Annotated in this window: 18 protein-coding genes; 7 read left to right on the forward strand and 11 right to left on the reverse strand. The window is 40.1% G+C overall.

Translation table 11 applies throughout. The annotated features are described in order from the left end of the window. Window positions 1–275: 275 nt before the first annotated feature. Together glyS and murD are read left to right on the forward strand one after the other, a co-directional pair. Complete coding sequence (glyS, locus tag V7K61_RS18400; RefSeq protein WP_335055358.1) at window positions 276–2429, forward strand: glycine--tRNA ligase subunit beta; 2154 nt, start codon at window positions 276–278, stop codon at window positions 2427–2429. Window positions 2430–2513: 84 nt separating this feature from the next. Continuing rightward, on the forward strand, window positions 2514–4028 hold the full coding sequence (gene murD, locus V7K61_RS18405) for a UDP-N-acetylmuramoyl-L-alanine--D-glutamate ligase (RefSeq protein ID WP_335055360.1): 1515 nt from the start codon (window positions 2514–2516) through the stop codon (window positions 4026–4028). A 248-nt stretch (window positions 4029–4276) separates the two neighbouring features. Here the strand turns inward: murD and V7K61_RS18410 are convergent, their stop codons facing one another. From V7K61_RS18410 to V7K61_RS18420, 3 genes are all read right to left on the reverse strand, one after another. Further along, entirely contained in the window at window positions 4277–4501 is a 225-nt protein-coding gene (locus V7K61_RS18410; protein ID WP_335055362.1) for a type II toxin-antitoxin system HicB family antitoxin, read from the reverse strand. A gap of 82 nt (window positions 4502–4583) precedes the next feature. Continuing rightward, window positions 4584–5192 (reverse strand): hypothetical protein, encoded by a 609-nt coding sequence (locus V7K61_RS18415; RefSeq protein ID WP_335055364.1) that lies wholly within the window; start codon window positions 5190–5192, stop codon window positions 4584–4586. Window positions 5193–5362: 170 nt separating this feature from the next. Then, window positions 5363–5950: a thylakoid membrane photosystem I accumulation factor gene (locus tag V7K61_RS18420; RefSeq protein WP_335055366.1), complete on the reverse strand. Its 588-nt coding sequence runs from the start codon at window positions 5948–5950 to the stop codon at window positions 5363–5365. A gap of 287 nt (window positions 5951–6237) precedes the next feature. Between V7K61_RS18420 and V7K61_RS18425 the strand changes: the two genes are divergently transcribed. The 5 genes from V7K61_RS18425 to V7K61_RS18445 all read left to right on the forward strand — a co-directional run bounded on the left by V7K61_RS18425 (window position 6238) and on the right by V7K61_RS18445 (window position 12688). After that, window positions 6238–7596 carry a Mur ligase family protein gene (locus V7K61_RS18425; RefSeq protein ID WP_335055368.1) on the forward strand — a complete coding sequence of 453 codons (1359 nt, stop codon included), beginning with the start codon at window positions 6238–6240 and terminating at the stop codon, window positions 7594–7596. A gap of 86 nt (window positions 7597–7682) precedes the next feature. After that, window positions 7683–8501 (forward strand): type 1 glutamine amidotransferase, encoded by an 819-nt coding sequence (locus V7K61_RS18430; protein WP_335055370.1) that lies wholly within the window; start codon window positions 7683–7685, stop codon window positions 8499–8501. Between the two features lie 85 nt (window positions 8502–8586). Then, complete coding sequence (locus V7K61_RS18435; RefSeq protein WP_335055372.1) at window positions 8587–9210, forward strand: Uma2 family endonuclease; 624 nt, start codon at window positions 8587–8589, stop codon at window positions 9208–9210. Between the two features lie 564 nt (window positions 9211–9774). Then, the gene (locus V7K61_RS18440) at window positions 9775–11124 is read left to right on the forward strand and encodes a leucine-rich repeat domain-containing protein (protein WP_335055374.1); all 1350 of its coding nucleotides are present in this window, start codon (window positions 9775–9777) and stop codon (window positions 11122–11124) included. Continuing rightward, a complete protein-coding gene (locus V7K61_RS18445) occupies window positions 11042–12688 on the forward strand; it encodes a COR domain-containing protein (protein WP_335055448.1) in 1647 nt (548 codons plus the stop codon). The genes V7K61_RS18440 and V7K61_RS18445 overlap by 83 nt, the downstream gene beginning before the upstream one ends. Window positions 12689–12861: 173 nt before the next feature. Here V7K61_RS18445 and V7K61_RS18450 read toward each other — a convergent pair whose 3' ends face one another. The 8 genes from V7K61_RS18450 to V7K61_RS18485 all read right to left on the reverse strand — a co-directional run bounded on the left by V7K61_RS18450 (window position 12862) and on the right by V7K61_RS18485 (window position 19868). After that, window positions 12862–13383, reverse strand: coding sequence for a hypothetical protein (locus V7K61_RS18450; protein WP_335055376.1), 522 nt, complete (start codon window positions 13381–13383; stop codon window positions 12862–12864). A gap of 158 nt (window positions 13384–13541) precedes the next feature. Continuing rightward, window positions 13542–14138 carry a DUF4360 domain-containing protein gene (locus tag V7K61_RS18455; protein WP_335055378.1) on the reverse strand — a complete coding sequence of 199 codons (597 nt, stop codon included), beginning with the start codon at window positions 14136–14138 and terminating at the stop codon, window positions 13542–13544. A gap of 1189 nt (window positions 14139–15327) precedes the next feature. Further along, window positions 15328–16941 carry an NAD(P)H-quinone oxidoreductase subunit 4 gene (locus V7K61_RS18460; protein ID WP_335055380.1) on the reverse strand — a complete coding sequence of 538 codons (1614 nt, stop codon included), beginning with the start codon at window positions 16939–16941 and terminating at the stop codon, window positions 15328–15330. 567 nt (window positions 16942–17508) lie between these two features. After that, window positions 17509–17742, reverse strand: coding sequence for a type II toxin-antitoxin system HicB family antitoxin (locus tag V7K61_RS18465; protein ID WP_335055382.1), 234 nt, complete (start codon window positions 17740–17742; stop codon window positions 17509–17511). A gap of 197 nt (window positions 17743–17939) precedes the next feature. Further along, window positions 17940–18212 (reverse strand): type II toxin-antitoxin system RelE family toxin, encoded by a 273-nt coding sequence (locus V7K61_RS18470; RefSeq protein WP_335055384.1) that lies wholly within the window; start codon window positions 18210–18212, stop codon window positions 17940–17942. After that, window positions 18199–18450, reverse strand: coding sequence for a hypothetical protein (locus V7K61_RS18475; RefSeq protein WP_335055386.1), 252 nt, complete (start codon window positions 18448–18450; stop codon window positions 18199–18201). Before V7K61_RS18475 ends, V7K61_RS18470 begins: the two co-directional genes overlap by 14 nt. Before the next feature lie 142 nt (window positions 18451–18592). After that, window positions 18593–19012, reverse strand: coding sequence for an endonuclease domain-containing protein (locus V7K61_RS18480; protein WP_335055388.1), 420 nt, complete (start codon window positions 19010–19012; stop codon window positions 18593–18595). Window positions 19013–19421: 409 nt separating this feature from the next. Further along, complete coding sequence (locus V7K61_RS18485) at window positions 19422–19868, reverse strand: DUF29 domain-containing protein (RefSeq protein WP_335055390.1); 447 nt, start codon at window positions 19866–19868, stop codon at window positions 19422–19424. Window positions 19869–19898 lie beyond the last annotated feature (30 nt).

Here is a 19898-nt window from a genome sequence, read left to right on the forward strand (position 1 = left end):
TTCCATTCCTGATTTATCGTAAATTAAAGGGTTTGAAATCCCTGCGTTTTCACGTAGCCCAGTTACTCTGGGGGAGCTTCTAACAGTAGGAGTTTAAATCCTCGTCTATTTGCATAGCGTGCCGCAGACAAAATGTCTTTAATTTTGAATTTAGAATTGTTAACTATGGGGTTTTCCCTTTATTCTCTTCGATGACCGATTCAGCTAAAAATCACGAGCGATCGCCTGAGAATAACTGATAAAGTTGAGCTACGCAAAGTTGAAAACAGTGTTATATGCCTGGGTTTCTATTAGAAGTTGGTACAGAAGAACTACCTGCAAGTTTTCTCAGTGATGCTTTAGTGCAATGGCAGGAACGCATTCCCCAAAGCCTGGAAGCAAACGGCCTCAAGTCCGAAAGTGTCCAGGTGTACGGTACTCCCCGGCGGCTGGCGGTAGTGATTAAAGGTCTACCATCGCAGCAACCAGATCGAGAAGAAGAAATTAAAGGGCCCCCCGCCCAAGCCGCCTTTAAAGATGGTCAGCCGACAGCAGCAGCCGCAGGTTTTGCCAAAAAGCAAGGTGTAGAACTGGATGCGCTGTCAGTTCGCCCCACTGAAAAAGGGGAATTTGTCTTTGTGCAAAAAAGAATTCCTGGTCGTCCTGTGGCGGAAATTTTGACAGAACTTGTTCCCCAGTGGATTTGGGGTTTAGAGGGTAAGCGGTTGATGCGTTGGGGGAATGGGGATGCGAGGTTTTCCCGACCAATTCGTTGGCTGGTAGCTTTGTTAGATGAGACAGTGCTGCCTCTAGAATTAATCAATGGTTCTAAAACGGTTCAGAGCGATCGCATTTCTCAAGGTCATCGTGTCTTACATCCTGAACCTGTGACAATCGCCCAAGCTACTGATTATGTTACCGCCCTCAAGTCTGCTTATGTCACCGTTGACCCAGAAGAACGGGCAAATCTGATTAAAGAGCAAGTAAATGCAGTTGCAGAGAATTTAAGCGGGTATACAGTAATTTACCCCGATTTGTTAGCGGAAGTAACCAACCTTGTAGAATATCCCTCCGCAGTTGTTGGTAAATTTGAACCAGAATTTTTAGAATTACCAACTGAGGTAATTACTGAAGTCATGGTTACTCATCAACGTTATTTTCCTGTATTCAAACCAGGGAGTTTTGAGCAAGAATTATTGCCTAACTTCATCACTATTTCTAACGGCGATCCCAATAAATCAGATATTGTTGCCGTCGGCAATGAAAGGGTAATTCGTGCCAGATTAGCTGATGGCAGATTTTTCTACGAAGCTGATTTAACTAAGCCTTTAGAAAACTTTTTACCCCAGTTAGAAAAAGTCACTTTCCAAGAAGAATTGGGTTCGGTGCGTGCCAAGATAGATAGAATAGTTAAAATCGCCGAGCAAATTAGCAGTCAATTAGAATTAGCGGAAGACCAAAGCCAAAGAATCCAACGTGCTGCTTTATTATGTAAAGCAGATTTGGTGACACAAATGGTGTATGAATTCCCCGAATTGCAAGGCATTATGGGAGAAAAATATGCCTTAGCCAGTGGTGAAGATGCCGAAGTAGCAAAGGCAATTTATCAACATTATTTGCCAAAGGGAGCCGGTGATATTTTACCTGAAACACTCACGGGTAAAATTGTTGGTTTGGCAGATAGATTAGATACTTTAGTGAGTATCTTTGGTTTAGGTTTAATTCCGTCTGGTTCATCCGATCCCTTTGCTTTGCGCCGTGCAGCTAATGCTGTAGTTAAAATTGTTTGGTTTGATAATTTGCCAATAAATTTAGATGATTTATTGGCGCAAATAGCAACAGAATTTGCAGCAAAATATCACAAAGATCGGACATCATTAACCACAGCATTACAAGAGTTTTTCTTGCAACGCATCCGCACTTTACTACAAGAAGAAAAGCAGATTGATTACGACTTAGTAAATGCAGTATTGGGAGAAAATGACCCAGAATACACAGAACGGACTTTAAAAGATTTATTGGATGTACGCGATCGCGCCTTATACTTACAACAAATCCGCAACGACAGTACTTTAGATAACATCTACGAAACCGTTAACCGTTCCACGCGATTAGCCGCCCAAGGTGATTTGGATACAAAACAGCTAGAACCAACAACCGTAGTTCGTCAAGAATTATTCCAAAAATCCTCTGAGAGTGCTTTGTATAATGCACTAATCGAATCAGTACCACAAACTCAAGCAGCACAGCAAACCCGAAATTATCAACTGTTAGTAGCAGCACTCACAAAAATTGCTCCGGCAGTTAGTAACTTCTTTGATGGCCCAGATAGCGTTTTAGTTATGGACTCCGATCCAGAAATTAAGCGTAATCGGTTACATCTGCTGGGATTAGTTCGCAATCATGCCCGTGTTTTAGCTGACTTCGGTGCGATCGTTAAAAATCTGTAGCGTAGGTTAACAAAAACTGGTGTAATTTTTGCCAATAAACGCTAGTATAGGGAGTGCTTAACCAGGGACACTCTGCTGCAATCTATGCCTAGAGCTACTGTTATTGGATTGGGAAAGTCCGGTGTTGCTGCGGCGAGATTGTTGAAACGGGAAGGTTGGGAGGTAGAGCTGAGTGATGGCAACACCTCCGAAACCCTCCTAAAACAACAACAAGAACTCGCTGCCGAGCAAATAACCGTAAAACTCGGCCAATCTCTAGAATTAAATGGTGCTAATTTACCCCAATTAATAGTTGTTAGTCCTGGCGTGCCTTGGGATATTCCCGTGTTAGTTGAGGCACGCCAGTTAGGTATTGAAACCATTGGCGAAATGGAACTCGCTTGGCGAAATTTACAATCGCTACCTTGGGTAGGAATTACCGGCACTAACGGCAAAACTACTACCACAGCTTTAATTGCTGCCATTTTCCAAGCAGCAGAATTAAATGCACCAGCCTGCGGGAATATTGGCTACGCCGCTTGTGAAGTTGCCCTATCTCAGGGGGGCAGGGGGGCAGAGGGGCAGAGGAGCAGAGGCGAAGAAACTGCAATCCAAAATCCAAAATCTAAAATCCAAAATTGTATTGATTGGGTGATTGCGGAAGTTAGCAGCTATCAAATAGAGTCTTCGAGTTCTCTTGCTCCCCGGATCGGTGTTTGGACGACTTTCACACCAGATCACCTCAGTCGCCATAAAACTTTAGAGAACTATTACAACATCAAAGCTAAGTTATTGCGTCAGTCGGAGTTGCAAGTGTTCAATGGCGATGATGCCTACTTGAGCCAGTTAGGTTTAAGTGCTTGGCCTGATGCTTATTGGACAAGTGTCAAAGGAAAAGATTTCCTGATTAGCGAAAAAGGCTTTTATATCGAAGACGGCTGGGTTGTGGAAAAATTGACTGCAACCTCGACACCAGAACCGATTGTGAAAGTATCTGCTTTGCGAATGGTGGGAGAACATAACCAGCAAAATCTGTTGATGGCAGTAGCAACAGCAAGATTAGCGGGAATTAATCGTGATGCGATCGCACTTGCAATTCGAGAATTTCCTGGTGTTGCCCATCGTTTGGAGCATATCTGCACTTGGGAAGGGATTGATTTCATTAACGACAGCAAAGCTACTAACTACGATGCGGCTGAAGTTGGTTTAGCATCCGTTAACAGCCCAGCGATTTTAATTGCTGGTGGAGAAGCCAAAGCAGGGGATGATACTGGCTGGTTAGCACAAATTCAAACCAAAGCTGCTGTTGTGTTATTGATTGGCTCTGCTGCACCTGCATTTGCCAAACGTCTGCAAGAGATAGGGTATCATAATTACCATATTGTGGAAACTATGGAAAGGGCAGTTCCCAAGTCGGCAGAATTAGCCAAGCAGTATCAAGCGCCTGTGGTGTTGCTATCTCCGGCTTGTGCGAGTTTTGACCAGTACCCGAATTTTGAGGTGCGGGGCGATCGCTTCCGTCATTTATGTCTTGCTTGGGCAGGTGGTTGGAAACCCGCCAGAGTAGAACTTCCAGAACTTGAAAACTCTAGTCAAGAGTCCATAGTTCAAAGCCGATAAGCATCGTTTCTTAACAAGTTCGTAGTAAGGACTTTAGTCCTTGTTTTCTAAGCACTAAAGTCCTTACTATAAACTTTCAAAACTAATACCAATTCAATTAATGATTGCAACACATCCTTGGGTAAAGTAAAGACGCGATGAATCGCGTCTCTACAAATGGTCTATTTGTCGCATTCTTTTTTCCAATTGGTATAATTTGACAAAATACTAGAAGGATTATTTGGTACTAATTTAGTAGTTTTCTATAATTATATTTTGCTGTAGTTTGCAACTTCAACCTCATGAGCGATGCTTGTAGGTTTAGGAATAGGTAAACCATCTTCTAGTATTCCTTCTATATGAAATTCAATAGCTTCTGCAATCATCTGCTTGACTTCTTCTAAAGTTTCACCCACAGCTACACAACCTGGTAAATCAGGGACATAAGCACCATAGCTAGTTGCTCCCTTTTCAATCACAACTGTATAACGCATCAGTCTTCCTCCAATTGAGCTTGTCTCCAGATATTTTTCAGAGTTTTAAATGTGGGTTTCTTGTGCCTTCTGCCTTCTGAAGTCAACCAATAGGGCGATTTCCGGGATTGACTGCGTGAATATATTCACTACCCGATCGCGGTCTTCCTCGTTTATAATAAGCTTCTTCTGGTTTACCCCATCCTAACTGCAAAATCATTTCCAAAAAACTAGAATTTTCCCACTTGCACAAACTTGCCCACTCTGTTCTTTGAACAATTCTCTCTACATCAGATGTGACAATTTGTTGGTGTTGTTTACTATTATTAAAACTCAAGTATAAGTCCATTCCGATAGTGACTTCATACCAAAATTCTAGGATGGAATTTTTAGCAGCTTTTAATATCTCTAAGTCACCATTGAGGGCAATTAACTCAGTATCTATTTCGGGATAGTGCAAGTTTTTTCCTTTAACTGTCACTTCTCGCCAAATAATACCAGAAACTCGATTTTCTTTCTGATACTCGTGAATTGCAGTTTTAAAATCTTGATAGGCAGTAAACTGTTGCAACCCATCAGTGCTGATAAACTGGTCAATTACAGGATTGCCAGAGATTTTTATTTCTAACTTTAAGCGTTTTCCTTTGAGGCAAGCTTGGCGTTCGGCTGCCAAAATTTGAATTAGTTCCTGGGTGGTGTAAACCTTTGACATCAGAATACACTCTATTTAGTCATTGGTCATTAGTCATTAGTCATTAGTCAGTTGTTACGGACTTATAGACTATAGATTAACTTTCTAATCATTATGCTTTGACATCGGCGGCAATGTAGTAACAGATATAACTAAAAATTAGGGCAGACCAATTTGGCCTACCCCATAAGTTATTTAGCTAACTCACTGCTGAACTCATTAAAGGCTCGCCGCTTTAGCTGTGCTGTTTCAGTGCGTGGTAATAAATCAAAGATTTTACGAAATTGATCGTCTATCTCTTCAAAAGGTACTTGACCCTTTTTATTCAAAACTACTTCACCTGATTTATTTAACACCACGACTTGAGGAACACTCCCAGCATAGTAATATCCTGGTTCTGTTGGATCGTAAGTCTCTTTAGGCGGGATAGTGTCTACACTAATCGGCATAATCTCTGCTACCCGACCATAGAATTCCTGTACCCGTGAAATGGAAATGGCATATCTTTTGGAATCGCTACTATCATCCAGATAAAAAGCCAAAAATACGGGTTTATGTTCCGCTAAAGTCTGTGCGAGTGTCTGTCTGGGAGGAACCAAGGAACCATTGCCAGCATAAACGACAAAGATGTTGCCATCATATAAATCATTATTAAGACCAGCAGATGCAGGTTGCATACTTATAATGAAAAGACTTACAAGCAACAACAGGCATTTGGACAACCACTTTCGCCAGCCAGTAATTTGTTTATGTAAAAAAAGAAACTTTGTGCTATTCATCAAAAGGAACCTTGCAAGCTACTACTTGTCGTGAATTTGTGCTGAGTTCGGCCAACTGGGCTGGATATGTAATTACGCCCACGCACTATTTTTTAAGATAACGCCTACTGAGATTATCTCTCGCAAGTGGCTGGTATCGCTACGCAGAAGTCAAAACAGAGGTAAAGTAGCGCAACAATCCAAAATCTCAAATTGCGAATACTGGCTTTTTCAGCCAGGATTCGCTAAACTCACAAGATTAAATTCGCACTTTTAATTAGCAACCGCCAGAAGACTAGGGTACAGATGTGGGAAACAAAATACAATTCATAGATAGGCTGCGATTGGGTTTCGCGGTGTCAGTGGCAAAGAGTGTGACGTTTATAGTGCGATGTCTTCGACGGGCTGCGCCTACGCTCCGTCTGGGTGCTGGTAGTGTATTACCAGGCGCAATTGCTCGTCGCATTGAACCCCGACTCTTACAATTATTGAGTCAGCAAGTTAAAAATGGGGTGGTTTTAATTGCTGGTACTAACGGCAAAACAACTACAGCGCTGCTTTTATGCACGATATTAGAACGCAAGGGTTTTCGTGTCACTCATAATTCTACAGGTGCAAATCTGGAAAATGGCTTGATGACGGCGCTGTTGGAAAGCACCAACTTACTAGGTACGCTAAATACTGATTACGCCATTTTGGAAGTTGATGAAAATATTGTACCAAGAGTATTAGCACCACTCCAGCCGCGAATTATTCTCTGTTTAAACTTGTTCCGTGACCAACTCGATAGGTACGGCGAAGTAGATACAATCAGTAAGCGTTGGACAAAAGTTATTTCTACACTACCACCAGAAACGATAGTAATTCCTAATGCTGATGACCCAACTTTATCTAACCTCGGTCAGCAGTTACCCCAACGGGTGTTATTCTTTGGCTTGAATGAACCAGAACATTATCTAGAAGCAATTCCTCACGCTGTTGATTCTATTTATTGTCCCAAATGTGGACATTCCCTAGATTACAAGGGTGTTTATTTGTCTCATTTAGGAGATTTTACTTGTCCTAAGTGTGGTTTTAGTAAAAGTAAACCGACTCTCGAAAGTAGTGAATGGTCGCAAATTCTGGTTGGTTTGTACAACAAATATAATACTTTGGCGGCTGCAACTGCGGCTATTGAGTTGGGAGTTGATGAAGTAACAATCAGAGATACTATTAATACCTTTCAAGCTGCCTTTGGTCGGGCTGAAGATTTAGTAATCAATGGTAAACGAGTGCGAATATTGTTATCAAAAAATCCTGTAGGAACGAATGAAACCATTCGCGTAGTTACTCAAAGCACAGATAAAACCACACTGCTGGTATTGAACGATCGCACGCCCGATGGCACTGATGTATCCTGGATTTGGGACGTAGACACCGAGAAATTAGTCGAACGCGGCGGGACTTTAGTAGTGAGTGGCGATCGCGTCTACGATATGGCACTACGTCTACGTTACAGCCAAAAGTCCCTTGAGAGCAACTTAAATTTAATAGTCGAAGAAGATTTACGAAAAGCGATCGCTACTGCATTAGAGCATACACCAGAGAATGAAACTCTGCATATTCTACCTACCTACTCAGCCATGCTAGAAGTGCGAGAAGTTCTGACTGGTCGTAAAATTCTTTAAATTTGTCATTTGTCATTGGTCATTTGTCATTTGTCATTTGTTATTCTCCCCCAGTCCCCAGTCTCCAGTCCCCAGTCCCTAAATTTATGAGTTCTCAAAATTTGGAATTAACAATTGGTTGGCTTTATCCGACGCTGATGAGTACTTATGGCGATCGCGGTAATGTAATTACTATAGAACGTCGCGCTCAATGGCGGGGATACGATGTTAAAGTGTTACCCCTAGATCAAAATTCCACAGCCGCAGATATTAAAACTGTAGATGTAATCGTTGGTGGTGGCGCACAAGATCGTCAGCAGGAAATTGTCATGCGTGATTTACAAGGTGCGAAAGCTGATGCAATGCGCGAGAAAATCGAAAATGGCACACCGGGAGTATTTACTTGTGGTTCACCTCAATTACTGGGACATTATTATGAACCAGGATTAGGACAACGGATTGAAGGTTTGGGAATACTCGATTTAGTTTCAGTGCATCCTGGTGAAAACACTAAGCGCTGTATTGGAAACTTGGTAATTGAAGTGACAGCCTCACGTCTAGCGCGAGATTTAAAAGAGATGACGGGTAGCACACCATATTTGGTAGGCTTTGAAAATCACGGCGGACGCACCAAGTTGGGAAAAGTGGAAGCTTTAGGGCGCGTGGTATACGGCTTGGGGAATAATGGTGAAGATGGGACAGAAGGAGCATTTTATCAGAATGCGATCGCTACTTATTCCCACGGCCCTTTGTTACCAAAAAATCCCTTTGTCGCCGATTGGTTAATTCAAACAGCACTGCGGCTAAAGTATCAACAGGAAATTACCTTAGAACCTTTTGACGATAGTCTCGCTGTACAAGCACGAGAAGCAATGTTTAAGCGATTGAAAGTGAGTTTACCAAATGCTGCGGCGGCGAAAGTTTAACCTCAATTCCCTGATTAAGCCTCTCTCCGTGTTGGGGAGAGGTTTGGAGAGGGGTCAAATTTGACATCAAGCAAGAGGGCAAAATATGACTCAAGCCTTAGCCAAACAAGTAACCTTTGATGAATTTATCGCCTGGTATCCCGAATCTTCAGACAGGCGTTATGAACTACATGATGGGGTAATTGTTGAAATGGCTCCTCCCACAGGCGAACATGAACAGATTCTTGGATTTTTAGTTGGGGAAATAGTTACAGAATACAAACGTTTAAAATTACCTTATTTCATCCCCAAAACAGCATTCATTAAACCGACTCAGAGCGAAGCAGCTTACTCACCAGATGTACTGCTATTGAATAAGTATAATTTAGTAAATAAACCTCTGTGGAAAAAAGAATCTACTGTAAGCCAAGCGGCTTCAATTCCTTTAGTAATTGAGGTGGTAAGTACCAACTGGCGAGACGACTATTTTACCAAAGCAGGTAAATATGAAGAGGTCGGAATACCTGAATACTGGATTGTAGACTATTTAGGTTTAGGTGGTAGACGCTTTATTGGCAATCCTAAACAACCAACTATCTCGATTTATCAACTAATTGAAGGTGAGTATCAGGTTAGGCAATTTCGGGGAAGCGATCGCATTCACTCGCCAGCATTCCCAGAGTTGAATTTAACTGCTGAACAGATTTTTCGGGCTGGAGAAGTCGCGTAAAAAACAGCTAAAGAAGTAAAAGAGTATCAAAGACTCGTCCGCGAGTATCAAAGACTCGTCCGCGAGTATCAAAGACTCATCCACGAGTATCAAAGACTCGTCCACGAGTGTCAAAGACTCATTCACGAGTATCAAAGACTCGTCCACGAGTATCAAAGACTCATTCACGAGTATCAAAGACTCGTCCACGAGTATCAAAGACTCGTCCACGAGTGTCAAAGACTCATTCATGAGTATCAAAGACTCGTCCGCGAGTATCGAAGACTCGTTTACAAGCCAATCTAAGCCATTGGTAATGATAAATTCTTTTTAGATTCAGTAAAAATTCTTAGCGCTGATGTAGTGTTACACAGGATACTAGATTGCTTTGATATCTTGCGGCATTCTTAATTAGTAGCCGCGATCGCCTGAAACTCGAAGTTCTACGAACCAATAGCCAAAGCCACTCAAATGGACTAAAACCTGTGGCGGTTGTTGGGATTAGTGCAAAATATTAGTGGTTGCGAGATTGTCCAGCGAATCAGGGGCATTACATATAACTTTCGTTAACAGGTGAACCTTAGTATGGCAAACACGCCTCAACGTTTCCTTGAAAAAATACGAGAAGCGAAAGAGAAACAGCTTAAAGAATTAGATTTAAGAGGTAATCTGGGTAATTATGACAAGGAAAATTTAACAGAAATTCCTGCTGAGGTGTTTGAACTAGAATGGTTGGAGGTTTTGAAGTTAAGCTTCAACCAAATAACAACGCTGCCAGAAGCGATCGCTGGACTGCAACAACTCACTTCCCTGGATTTAAGCTACAACCAATTAACGACGCTGCCAGAACCGATTGCTAGACTGCAACAACTCACTTCCCTAGATTTAAGCTACAACCGATTAAGAACGCTGCCAAAAGCCATTAGCCGCCTGCAACAACTCACTTCCCTAAATTTAAGCGGCAACCAATTAAGGACGATGCCAGAAGCTATCACCCGCTTACAAAAACTGACTTCTCTGAATTTAACCGGGAATGAATTAACATCAATTCCAGAGCAGATTACTCATTTAAAAATATTGACAAACCTATATTTTGGATTTAATAAATTAACTATTATTCCAGAATGCCTCATCCAGCTAAAAAATCTAAAAATTCTTAGTATAACTGGTTATGAATTAACTACATTACCAGAGTGGATTATTGGAATAAAAGGATTAATTTCATTAGATTTAAGTGGTAATAAATTATCCTATTTGCCAGAATCCTTCGCTCAACTTCAAAAATTAAAGTGCCTAGATTTAAGTAATAATAATTTTGAGAAAATACCTAACTCTATTTTTAAATTAAAGTCTTTGGAAGAATTAAGATTGGAAAATTATGATTCCTATCATATAAAAGGAAGAAAACATATAGAGTATTCAAGTGACAATAATATACAAGAAATATCTTCTAGAATATTGCAATTAGAAAACTTGAAAAAGTTGATACTGTTTAAGAATAATATAGAAAACTTACCGCCAGAACTTCTAGGAAATGACCCATTTGAGAGCGTTGATGTTGAAAAAATAAAAAATTACTTTAGACAGTTAGCAGAGGCGGGGGAAGATTATCTGTGTGAAGCAAAGTTACTAATTGTCGGCGAAGGAGGAGTAGGAAAGACAACGCTGGCAAAGAAAATTGAAGACCAAAATTATCAACTCCGAGAGGAAGATACTACGAAGGGAATTGAGGTTATCCAGTGGGGTTTCCCAATGGAAAATGGGCGAGAATTTCGAGTCAACATCTGGGACTTTGGGGGGCAAGAGATTTACCATGCTACTCACCAGTTTTTCCTCACCAAGCGTTCCCTCTATGCTTTGGTGTTTGGTGGCAGATACCCGCAAGGAAGACACAGATTTTTATTACTGGCTGAATGTTGTGGAACTGTTGAGTGATAATAGTCCACTGCTAATCATCAAAAATGAGAAGCAAAACCGCCATCGGGAGATTAATGAACTCCAGTTAAGGGGGCAGTTTACCAACTTGAAAGAAACTCTACCAACAAACCTTGCTACAAATAGAGGTTTGGAACAAGTTTTACAACAAATCAAGCATTACGTTAAAAACCTGCCCCATATTGGCAGTCCGCTCCCAAAAACCTGGGTTAGAGTCCGAGAAGCTTTAGAGAGTGACTCACGCAATTACATCGGCTTGGACGAATACCTGAACATCTGCCAACAAAATGGGTTCACCCAAAGAAATGACAAGTTGCAGTTGAGCAGCTATCTGCATGATTTGGGAGTATGCTTGCACTTTCAGGAAGACGCACTTTTGAACAAAACCGTCATCCTCAAACCCAAGTGGGGAACTGATGCAGTCTACAAGGTGCTAGATAATGAAAAAATAATTCATAACCTGGGCAGTTTCAACCGGTTTGACTTGGCAAACATTTGGTGTGAAGACAAATACGCCACAATGCATGATGAACTTTTACGCCTGATGATCAACTTCCATCTGTGCTACGAAATTCCTAGAAGCCAAGGAAAGTATATTGCCCCACAACTGCTATCTGCTAATCAACTCTCCTATGACTGGGATGAAACCAATAATCTGATTTTGCGTTACACCTATGAATTCATGCCCAAGGGCATCATCACCCAGTTCATAGTTGCCATGCATGAGTTGATGAATGAACAACAATGTGTGTGGAAAAGCGGCGTTGTTCTCAGCAAAGACCAGACGAAGGCAGAGGTGATTGAATATTACGGTAAGCGGGAGATTAAGATTCGAGTCGCAGGTCGTCACAAAAGAGATTTGATGACCATCGTTACACATGAACTCGATAAAATTCATGACTCGTACCAGCGACTGAAGTACAACAAATTAATCCCTTGTAATTGCCATACCTGCAAAGATAGCCAAGATCCACATTTTTATAAGCTTGAAAATTTAAGAAATCGCCTTGTTAAACAAAAATATGATGTTGAATGTGATATTAGCTTTGAAAAAGCGAATGTTTTGAGCTTAATTGATGATGTGATAGATAGGGGGAAAGATAAGTTGTTTATAGGGTCGTTAAGGGTTGAACCAAATCCTCTTCAATCTCCGCAAAGACCATCTAATATATATATCAACCTAAATCAAGTTCAAGAACAACAAAATCAAATTCGTCAAAAGGAAAATAATTCAATGTCAACAGTAAATCAATATGGCTCTGGGGATAACGTTGGTGGCGATAAAGTTATGCATGATAAAATCGGTACTCAAATCAACAATTCGCAAAACTTGGCACAAGCTGCAAAAGATATTAAAGAACTTTTAGATCAACTCTCACAGGAATATTCTAGTACTGCGATGGTTGGCGTCAAAGCAGTAGAGGAAATAGAACAGAAGCCAAAATTGAAAGCTCGAATTATCAATGCCCTGAAAGAAGCAGGATCAGAAGCTCTGGAAAAAGCAGTTGATCATCCTGCTGTCAGCATTGTCATAGCAGCCACCAAGGGCTTCATAGATGGTTGAAGAGACGTGATTTAATCAGATTGAAAAGTAAAATTCCCCGCCTAAATCCTAGCTTGTTTGACTATAAACTTGAATGGGAAATTTCTGTTTTCATTCAGAGTCACAAGCGATCGTACCACCCCAAGATATTACTGTTCTTCACCTTTTTTCTGAAGTAGCGCTAAAACCACATTTTATTGTTGTTGAAGTGCAAACTTCATTTCTGTCAACTCTAATTCTCCTCCGTTTGTCATTAATACTAAATTAACGCCTAAAACACTTTTTCCTGTAGTTGTATAGTTAGTTGGAGGTATTTGATTAGTCAAATCAAAATTCATAGCACTTCCATAGATCATTTGATGTGGAGTTGGTTTATCGCCAAGTAAAAATGATGTAATAGCTACTTGTGCTGGTGCTTTCTTTACTACACCTTTTAAAGCTAAAGGCACGAGCCTAAATTGCTTTTGAGTATTAGAGGTATTAATTCTAACGATACATCTAGCCCTTGGCGATTGTGCATTTACAGTTATAGGAGAGCCAAGTGTAAACTGATTTATTTGCGGATCGAAACTTATATTACATCTCTTATTAACCAAAAATTTTGGCTGGTTGTCTATTGCAGCAGCAGTGCTAGATGAATTGCCATCATAACAATAGAAAAAAAACAAGCATATTAATATGAAAAAATTACGTGCATCACTTAATCTCAACATCATCTTATTCTCTATCAAAATAAATTTGTAATCTTAAAGAAGAATACATTCGGTAGATTCAATGAGTGGGGGATTTAGACCCATCACTCATTGAAGACCACCAAATTTGGAATTTGGTTTGGTGTATCACCATCTATCCACAGAATCGCTAAAAGCAAGGACTAGCAACGCTTTAGGTCAAAATAAAGCCTTACATCCCCAGCATTGAGATCGGCTGTATCAACGAAAATAGAACTTCCTCGTGCGGATTGTCCAACCATATTAATACCTAATAGTCCTTGCCCACCACCACTACATAAACCTGTAGCAGCTAGAACAGTAATGTTATCTTGCTCCGCAAATGCCTTACTAGATGTAAACTTGGTAGTTTTAGGGGGAGCTACGGCTTGACCAAGAGCACCACCACTAAAGCTATAAGTTCTGCTTAAGCTGGTACCTCTACTCCCTCTATCAATATCAGTAGTTCCTTGGTACAGTACTTGTACATCTTGGACGATGAAACCACTTGGAATAAAAGTTTGAACACGTAAAATACACTTTTGACGCTGACCATTGAATGCACTAAAGTTATCCAAGACGATCGATAAGCTTCTACCATCCTCTCCAGGAAGCTGATCGGCAACACTACATCCACCAGAACCGAGTGCATCTCCAAAAGTAATACTAGGCAAATCTCCAGCCAAAACCTTGGTCGTAATTACATTCATTCCAAGAATTGTAGTTAGAGACAGTAATAGACCAAATTGTTTAAAGTTCATATTGATTGTACCTATGTTGTTAAAGTTGTTTTTTCATGGAAAATGCAGTCAAAATGCATCTACCCCAACTATTTAACTAGTGCAGGATAAATTGCTAGAAGGTTTACTTTATTTAGAAACTAAATCGTTTTTAACTGTGGCAGAAATTAACTTAGTGTAGGTATAGCACCACCTTCGTAGGATTCACCTGTAATAGCCTAAAGTCTTGAGATTAAAAAATGGCAATTTCTCTGCAAAATCCATGAGATACTCTCCTGTAGATGCAAAAGTAGAATTAAGCCTCAATACCTTTGCTAAAAAAAGAGGTAGTCTAGCTTTTGCCGAAAGACCCCAACGCAAGAAGGCTGTAAACCCTCAAGCTAATTAATGCAATAGTTGAGTGTCTCTATCTTGAAGTTACAAAAAGAATCTGAGGAACTTGTGAGGAAATATACTACTTATTAAAACTTAAATTTTGTCAGTACTAAGGCTATATTTTGCTGGAATATCAATAAAATAAATCTTAAAACTACAGAGATATTTATGTCATTTGTCCTTATATTAGACATCTGATAAAAAAGAATGTGAGGAACTTGTGAGGAAATATGATACTTCTTAAAAATTAAATTTTTTCTAAGATTCAGGCTTGCGTTTGCTAGTATATGAATAAAACTAACATTAAAGCTACAGAGATATTTCTGTCGTTTCTTCTTGTATTTTACATCTGGTGAAAAAGAATGTAGAGACATTGCATTACAACGTCTCTACAAGGGTTGCAGGTAACGCATAATTAATTTCTGGATATGTCTATTACTTTTATAGAGTCGCAGAATTTGATAATTCAGATAAGCAAGCCTAAGCTCGACTTTATCCGATTACGCCGCATAAACGGCCATCAAGTATTTTTTGGCTCCTGTGATGCCGAAAAAGCAAAAGCAGTGATTCGGTAGCGATACCTTTATTGTCCAGGCTTGACAACAATTGTTGCATTCATGGGATAGTGATGTGCGTTAGTATTTGCGTAGCATCTGTCTGCGACACGCAGCGTGTCGCAGACAGATACTTTGCGAATGCGTCTACATGAATTGCCCTTACCTAAAAATCTATTTCAACTCAAATAATGCCAAAATTTTAGGGGTGGTTTCATAACCACCCCTTTATTCTCCTAATATTTAGAATTTACTTGCAGACCCCTTAATGGGAAGTTAATTTACTCAGAAATGTTAATCGAACTTTCAACTTGAGAAGTAGCCAATGTTGGTGCAGAGAAAATACGCGAGTACAGACTTGATGGTTGTTGATGAGCAACAACTGGTAAAACTTGACGAGCATGAGCGGCTAATTCTACTGCTTTCACATCATACGTCTGCGTTGCCAACTTGGGATAAAACCCGATTCCGATGATTGGCAGCAGCAAACAAGCGGTAATAAATATTTCGCGGGGTTTAACATCAGATATTACAGCATCCAAGTGCAACTCTTGGCTTTGCTCACCGTAGAACACTTGACGCAGCATCGACAGTAAATAAATCGGTGTCAAAATCACGCCAACTGCTGACAGCAGCACGACTACAACTTTGAAGCTGGAACTGTAAACATCACTGGTGGCGATACCCAGAAATACCATCAACTCACCCACAAAACCACTCATTCCGGGTAAGGCGAGAGAAGCCATTGAACCAATGGTAAACAGAGCAAAGGTTTTGGGCATTACCTTGGCCATACCGCCCATTTTATCCATCATTAAGGTGTGAGTGCGATCGTAGGTCACGCCAGACAGGAAGAACAAGCTAGCAGCAATCAAGCCGTGGGAAACCATCTGTAACACTGCACCACTGATACCTAGTTCTGTGTAAGAGGCAATCCCAATCAGCACAAACCCCATGTGGGCAATTGAAGAGTAAGCCAAACGGCGTTTGAGATTGGTTTGAGCAAAGGCACAGCAAGCACCGTAGACAATATTAACCACACCCAAAACTGCTAACACTGGGGCAAAAGTCACGTGGGCATTGGGCAACATTTCCACATTGAAGCGGATGAGAGCATAACCACCCATTTTTAACAACACACCAGCCAAAATCATTGAACCGGGTGCTGATGCTTCACCGTGGGCATCAGGTAGCCAAGTGTGTAAAGGGAAAATCGGTAACTTTACACCGAAGGCAATTAAGAAACCTGCATAAACCAACAATTCTAAAGTTTTGGGATATTCTTTCATTCCTAGAGTTGCCATGTCGAAGGTGACGGTATCTCCAGAGAATGCCATTGCAAAACCAGCAATCAAGATAAATATTGATGCAGCAGCGGTGTAAAGAATGAATTTGGTAGCGGCATAACGGCGGTTTTGTCCTCCCCAAATGGAAATCAGCAGGTAAACCGGCACTAACTCGATTTCCCACATCAGGAAGAACAGTAGCAAATCTTGGGCAACAAATACGCCAAGTTGGGCGCTGTACATCGCTAACATCAAACCATAAAATAATCGCGGCTTGTTGGTAACTTTCCAAGCCGCGAATATTGCGAGGGTATTTATTAAGCCTGTCAGAAGCAGTAAGGGCATCGATAAACCGTCAACCCCCACAGCCCAATGCAAACCCAACTGCGGTATCCAAGGATAGTTTTCTACAAGTTGGAGTGTTGAACTCTGGAAGTCGTAGTTATACCAAAAGGCATAAATCATCAGTGCAAAGTCGGCAAAAGCAACTCCCAGACCATACCACCGAACAGTTCTACCTTCTTTGTCTGGGATTAGGGGGATGGCTAAGGCAGCCACCAAGGGTAAGAGTATTATGGCTGTTAGCCAGGGAAATTCAATAGCATTCATCACTTCTGACAATCAATTTGGCTTATCGCTTTTAATTTCATTATATTAAGGAATCAATACTTTTGTAAACATTCTTTAACTCTATGAATATTAAATTTTTGACATAGATAAGAACATATACTCATTAAATGTCAAATTATCAGGATAAATAAGAATAAATACTTATCGAGTTTTGACGATTCCATTCTAAATGTAAACTTTTGCAACGTCAATAAAAAACGGCAGCTAAAGCCACCGTTACAATACAGTTACATTTCCTGCTTCAGTCCAATTGTCAGGGCTATCTAGTCTACGCTTCTAAGTTGAGTCATAGACCTAACCCCTCAGTTCTTCTCTACTAGTGTTGGGCAAGCTAGAGAAATATGATCTTGTCTAATCAATTGCAGCAAGTCCCAGACTACTATAGGCGCATCTGGGGACGAAGACATGAATTATGGTTGGTATAAAAAATTAGTGAGATGGCGTAGGCGTAGCCCGTCGTAGACATCGTACAGCCATTAATATCCGAAGTCTACGATCGTCTACCTTATGCACTTTTATGTAAACTTTCTTGAACTCGAAGATTTATCATACTAATTCAGTGTCTTCCACTGCCAAAAACTCATGTAATTCTTCTATAGTGAGTGAAGTATGGTAAATATTAGATTCGATTTTATAGACTTCCAAAAAAGATGCGATCGCTTTATTAAGTTGCTTTATTGCTGCTTCTTGATTTATTCCTTGTCCTACCAGTCTATTTTCTAAGCATAAAGCAACCCAATAACCCGCACTCTTTCGCAAAACTGCTGTGTAGAAGTCCATAAATGTGTATTAGTGAGACAATAGTTGAAGCAACAGGTGATTTGGGCAATTATTCACGATCAAAAACTAGCCACTTTCAGAGGAAGTTCAACGGCAAATTTTTTACGGTTGGTTTTGATTTGTTCAATTTTGTGAAGAGTTTCAGCAGTTAAATAACTTTTGCGATCGCCTATAATTTTAATACTACAGTATCTGCTTCAAGGAAAAATTCTGTAGATGTCTTTGCGATGAGCAACTCGTTGGCAGATTAATGTTTTTGTTTCTTGATCAAGAGTAATGCCAATCCGATAATCACCAACTCGAATTTTATATTTATCACTATAGCCTTTCAGTTTTTCAAGATATCCTAATTCAAATGGATTCTCTGATTCAAGTTCTTGAAAGATGATAGGTTCTAAGCGACTTTGAACCTCAACTGGTAAAGCAGCAAGTTCTTTCAAGAATCTTTTAGTATATTCAACTTGCCACATTTTCTTCTTTTAGTGATTGATAATATTTTAGTGCTTCATCTTTCGATAATGGTTTTTCTTCCTCTACTTCCTCCATGAGTTTTGCTAAACCGTAATCCTCAAGAATCTCTTCAATTTTTTCAAATTCAGCGATAGGAATTTGTACGGCAATAGGTCGTTGATTTTCGTCGAGAACATAGTTTTTGTGAACTTCAAGCATTTTAATAACTCCTATATGTAAAAATCCATTGGTGTTCACCTGTTAAAATTTTGGTGTCAGGTAATTAGATTTTAACAGTTTATCGCGATCGCATGGATTGACCTCTCCCCCGACCCCTCTCCGAGGCGGAGAGGGGAGCCAGATTTCTCCCCCTTCCCTACAAGGGAAGGGGGTTGGGGGGTTAGGTCTCTTCACAACAAGCTTTGACAATACGTTTCAAAACTTTATCAATTTCGTGTCTCACTTCTTCATTTTTAATTCGCAACAAACGCAGTCCCCTAGCTGACAAAACTTTGTCTCGTTCTGCATCATATTCGGCTTGTTGTTCATGAATTTTGCCATCTACTTCTATCACTAATGCAGTTGCGTGACAGTAAAAGTCTGCAATAAAGCCATTGATAATCTGCTGACGGCGAAAGTGCAAACCATTCAGGCGATTAGCACGAAGATGTTGCCAAAGAATTTTTTCTTCTGGTGTCATTTGCTGACGAAGTTCTTTGGCACGTTGCACTTTAACTAAGTCTGCTTTGTATCCGATTACAATATTGCGAGTTCCTTCTTTTTTAACTGAAGAGGGTTCTTCGGGTGTTGAATTATTCATTTATGAAGTATAAGGTGTTTATTTTTTATGATTGACCTCTCCCCCAACCCCTCTCCGAAGCGGAGAGGGGAGCCGGATTTCTCCCCTTTCCCTTGCAGGGAAGGGGGTTGGGGGGTTAGGTCTGTGTGTGAAGTGCAAGGGTGCGATCGCAACTTCACTACCTTTACTTATTCTAAATAAGGACATCATCTCTAGTTGACAAGGCATTACAAATATGGCTAGAAAAAATAAATTAAAATAAGTTTAGTTTTAGGTTTTTTTTGAAGTTAGTGAAATTCAAAATTATTTACCTTCACAAACTTTCTACTTCCTCATCAGTCAAACCAAATTGTCGCAAAATACGCAAAACAGAAGCACGAGAAATTTCACTAGCACCCATATCAACGGTGTAAAAATTTATTGCTTCAACTTAATAAATGTTTTTTAAGGTTTCTTCTAATGTAAAAGGAGATTCTTTAGGAAATAAATGTAATTTAATACCTGTTTCATCAGATGCTTTTACACGAGCTTTTTGATAACAATTTTCAAATACTTCTGCAAGTAGAGGTTCAAAACTGGGACTATCTTCTAATAATGTTTCAATACAAATACGTTGTTCAGAAATGTTACTGCGCCAACTTTCACTACATTTTTCTGGTTGATATTGCCATTTCAGCAAGTGCATCAATAGTACAATTAATCGATTTTTTAACTCGCGTTTTTCACTTCTCCCCATGCTTTCAATTTCTTCAATTAGATTAACTATATCTATTTCATTAAAATTATTTTCTTTTAACTGATGAGCAATTGTTTGTGTCCACAAGTAAAAATCTTGTTCATAAAGGTTTTTTTCATTTATAAAAGATGGACTAGTCATTAATATTCCTCTTGGAAACGCTAAATATTA

The sequence above is a fragment of the Nostoc sp. genome, assembly GCF_036918015.1.
In the GTDB taxonomy this organism is placed as follows: domain Bacteria; phylum Cyanobacteriota; class Cyanobacteriia; order Cyanobacteriales; family Nostocaceae; genus Nostoc.

Bases quoted from the DNA above. Each gene is read 5' to 3' on its own strand.
- glyS (WP_335055358.1), top strand. From the start codon at position 276: ATGCCTGGGTTTCTATTAGAAGTTGGTACAGAAGAACTACCTGCAAGT.
- murD (WP_335055360.1), top strand. From the start codon at position 2,514: ATGCCTAGAGCTACTGTTATTGGATTGGGAAAGTCCGGTGTTGCTGCG.
- V7K61_RS18410 (WP_335055362.1), bottom strand. From the start codon at position 4,501: ATGCGTTATACAGTTGTGATTGAAAAGGGAGCAACTAGCTATGGTGCT.
- V7K61_RS18415 (WP_335055364.1), bottom strand. From the start codon at position 5,192: ATGTCAAAGGTTTACACCACCCAGGAACTAATTCAAATTTTGGCAGCC.
- V7K61_RS18420 (WP_335055366.1), bottom strand. From the start codon at position 5,950: ATGAATAGCACAAAGTTTCTTTTTTTACATAAACAAATTACTGGCTGG.
- V7K61_RS18430 (WP_335055370.1), top strand. From the start codon at position 7,683: ATGAGTTCTCAAAATTTGGAATTAACAATTGGTTGGCTTTATCCGACG.
- V7K61_RS18435 (WP_335055372.1), top strand. From the start codon at position 8,587: ATGACTCAAGCCTTAGCCAAACAAGTAACCTTTGATGAATTTATCGCC.
- V7K61_RS18440 (WP_335055374.1), top strand. From the start codon at position 9,775: ATGGCAAACACGCCTCAACGTTTCCTTGAAAAAATACGAGAAGCGAAA.
- V7K61_RS18445 (WP_335055448.1), top strand. From the start codon at position 11,042: ATGCTTTGGTGTTTGGTGGCAGATACCCGCAAGGAAGACACAGATTTT.
- V7K61_RS18450 (WP_335055376.1), bottom strand. From the start codon at position 13,383: ATGATGTTGAGATTAAGTGATGCACGTAATTTTTTCATATTAATATGC.
- V7K61_RS18455 (WP_335055378.1), bottom strand. From the start codon at position 14,138: ATGAACTTTAAACAATTTGGTCTATTACTGTCTCTAACTACAATTCTT.
- V7K61_RS18460 (WP_335055380.1), bottom strand. From the start codon at position 16,941: ATGAATGCTATTGAATTTCCCTGGCTAACAGCCATAATACTCTTACCC.
- V7K61_RS18465 (WP_335055382.1), bottom strand. From the start codon at position 17,742: ATGGACTTCTACACAGCAGTTTTGCGAAAGAGTGCGGGTTATTGGGTT.
- V7K61_RS18470 (WP_335055384.1), bottom strand. From the start codon at position 18,212: ATGTGGCAAGTTGAATATACTAAAAGATTCTTGAAAGAACTTGCTGCT.
- V7K61_RS18480 (WP_335055388.1), bottom strand. From the start codon at position 19,012: ATGAATAATTCAACACCCGAAGAACCCTCTTCAGTTAAAAAAGAAGGA.
- V7K61_RS18485 (WP_335055390.1), bottom strand. From the start codon at position 19,868: ATGACTAGTCCATCTTTTATAAATGAAAAAAACCTTTATGAACAAGAT.